This window comes from Chitinophaga oryziterrae (assembly GCF_009758125.1).
Taxonomy (GTDB): domain Bacteria; phylum Bacteroidota; class Bacteroidia; order Chitinophagales; family Chitinophagaceae; genus Chitinophaga; species Chitinophaga oryziterrae.
Map to the genome: position 1 here is coordinate 1 of NZ_WRXO01000025.1, position 2,705 is coordinate 2,705.

At 43.2% G+C, this 2,705-nt stretch carries 2 protein-coding genes; both read right to left on the reverse strand.

Annotation, left to right across the window (positions count from 1 at the left end):
* Nucleotides 1–106: 106 nt before the first annotated feature.
* Nucleotides 107–841, reverse strand: a complete 735-nt coding sequence (gene istB, locus GO495_RS31815; RefSeq protein ID WP_157303999.1) for an IS21-like element helper ATPase IstB — start codon at nucleotides 839–841, stop codon at nucleotides 107–109.
* Nucleotides 842–885: 44 nt separating this feature from the next.
* Nucleotides 886–2,430, reverse strand: coding sequence for an IS21 family transposase (istA, locus tag GO495_RS31820; RefSeq protein ID WP_157304000.1), 1,545 nt, complete (start codon nucleotides 2,428–2,430; stop codon nucleotides 886–888).
* Nucleotides 2,431–2,705: the final 275 nt, after the last annotated feature.

Genomic DNA, 2,705 nt, shown 5'->3' on the forward strand with positions numbered 1-2,705 from the left:
TGTCTATAACGGTGATGATGGGCCAGTTAAAACGGAGGATACTGGGCCAGGTATTTCGGGAGTCATTGGGCCACTTTCCATATGCAATAATAAGAGTTTAAGTTAATCAGTTCAACTGTTTTTTCTTTCTTAATGATTCTCCTTCAAGTTCGATTCTGTGGGAGGAGAATACGATCCTATCAAGTATAGCGTCTGCAATTGTATTTTCCCCAATGAGGCCGTGCCATTTGGCTACAGGTATTTGTGTAGCAATAATAGTAGAAGCCTTATCATATCTTTCTTCGATCACATCCAGCAAGACATTACGTGCAGCCTGGTCAATGGTGACCAGACCAAAGTCATCAAGGATAAGTAACTGGGCCTTTTGTATTCGTTTGATCAGTTTAGCATAAGTTCCTTCCAACCTTGCCAGCTTGGCAAGATCAAAGAACCGGGCAGTATTATAATATATGGTCCTGCTAAGCATTTGACAGGCTTTAACCCCTATACATTGGGCGAGGAAGCTTTTTCCTGAACCAGTGGGACCGGTGATGATCAGATTTTCCTTGTTATGCATAAAGTTTAGACCTAACAGTCGTTCCAGGGTAGTTTTATCCAGATTCCTTCGAGTCTGATAATCAATATCAGCGGCGGAAACCGCCTGTTTAAAACCTGCCCGCTGAACCAGATTCTCTATGTTACGACTCTGCCGGTTCTCCCATTCTGTATCAACCATCAGCGCCAAAAAATCATCCAGGGAATAGTCTTGATAAAGGTGTTCTGTTATGCTGCGATGGTAAAGGTTAGCCATGGCATTCATGCGCATTCTGCGCATCTTTTCTACGGTGTTGTGTTCATTCATAATACATGTACTTTAGGTAAGTGTTTTTAATAGTGAGTGGAGTTCTATTTGTAATTGGCGGCTCCCCGGATGTTATTGTGATCACCAATAGCAATGACGGGATCTGTTGGTATTTGTTCCATATCCAATCCGCTTTTCAGAATATTAGCGATAGTATGATAAGATGCTCTGTGGTATTCCAGGGCTCGTTTACAAGCGCCTTCCAGGCGCTCTTTGTTATAAGATTTTACAAAAGATAAGATGCCATGTGACTGCTTATAGGCAATTTCCGGATAACTATATTGGGCAAGCAGCCTACGGATATATTCCAATGTAAAAGGCCCAACCTGCACTGCCCGGTTTTCAAAGTATTCAGGGCTCCATTGTCCATAAGCCTGATGAGTAGAGGGCATATGATCTGAGGTAGTTGTGTAATGTCCTGCCTTATGGCTACGTTTATGCAAGGCAATGCGCTCATGGTTGTAAAATATCTCCACTATATCCTGGTTGTATTGTACTTCTACATGCATTCCGGTAAAGCGGTAAGGAACGCTATAATAATTGTGATCTTCGCTCATGTATATATGTGCGGTCTTCTGTACTTTAGCCCGTCTGAAGTGGCGGATACTATATGAACCAGATGGCAGAGGATGCAAATATGCCTGTTCCAGATCTATAAAATGGCTCCGACGGGTACCATTCCCATGAGAAAACAGGTAGTCGTTATACTCTTGTAAAAGACTGCAGATAGCCTTATTTAATGAGAAGATATCAAAGAAGAGCTGTTTACTCAATGGATAATAGATGCGCTGATAAACGATCTCTACGCTTCGTTCAACAAGAGCTTTATCCTGCGGATGATAAGGACGGGCGGGATCGACGGCACAGCCATAATGAAGTGAAAAATCGGCCAGCGTCTTATTGATGATGGGTGCATACTTACATCCTTTGCTGACAGCCGCTTTGAGATTGTCAGATACAATAGCCTGAGGGACTCCACCCAGCCAATGCAGACAATCAGCCAGACAACTAATCACATCTTCCCGTTGCTGAGACGGTACTGCCTTCACAAACGTATATTGGCTGCAGGGCAGTACAGCTATAAATACTTCTACTTCAATCTGCTCACCGGTAGATCTTTCAACATAAGAAAGTTTATTCCCACAGAAATCAACAAAGAGCTTTTCTGCGGCTTTGTGTTCCAGTTTGCCGCTGTAATTATTGAGCTTACGCCAGCGCCTGTAATGCCAGGTAAATTGAGTGTATTTATAGCCATCCGGATGACTAGTGATATATTCCTTCCAGAGTGCCTGGAGGGTACAACCCGGCTTACAAAGTTCCTTTTCAAAATAAGAGAAATAACCCGATAAAGACTCATAGCGTGCCTTTTCCGTCTGGCTATCTTCTGTAAACAAATCCCGTAAATCTGCTTCCTCAAGCCCTAGCAGTTCTTCGCTACTGAGCTTCAGAAAAGAGAATCGGCTGATATATGAATCGACTGTTTTACGGTTGATCTTTAACAGATCTGCAATTTTACGGTTGCTCAGCCCTTTGGCTTTTAGTGAGATCAAATTGCGTATTTCCATGATTTCAATTCTTTGACCTGCCATGGTATCTGGATTTTGGTGGTTCAGATACAAGGCTATTATAAATCATGGAAAGTGGCCCAATGACCTCCGTTTTACGACCATCTCTGTTTAGCTGGCACAATGACTTCCGTTTCCAGAATCAGTCAGGGTAATTGGCCCAGTGACCTCCGTTTTACGGTTGTGCAATTTGGCCCAATGACCTCCGAAATAGATCGTTTAATTTTGGCCCAATGATTCCCGAAACGGGTGGCCCAGTATCACCGAAATCGATGGCCCAATGGCCTCCGTTCTAGACA

Coding starts and splice junctions, on each gene's coding strand:
- istA (WP_157304000.1), bottom strand. CDS start 2,430: ATGGCAGGTCAAAGAATTGAAATCATGGAAATACGCAATTTGATCTCA.
- istB (WP_157303999.1), bottom strand. CDS start 841: ATGAATGAACACAACACCGTAGAAAAGATGCGCAGAATGCGCATGAAT.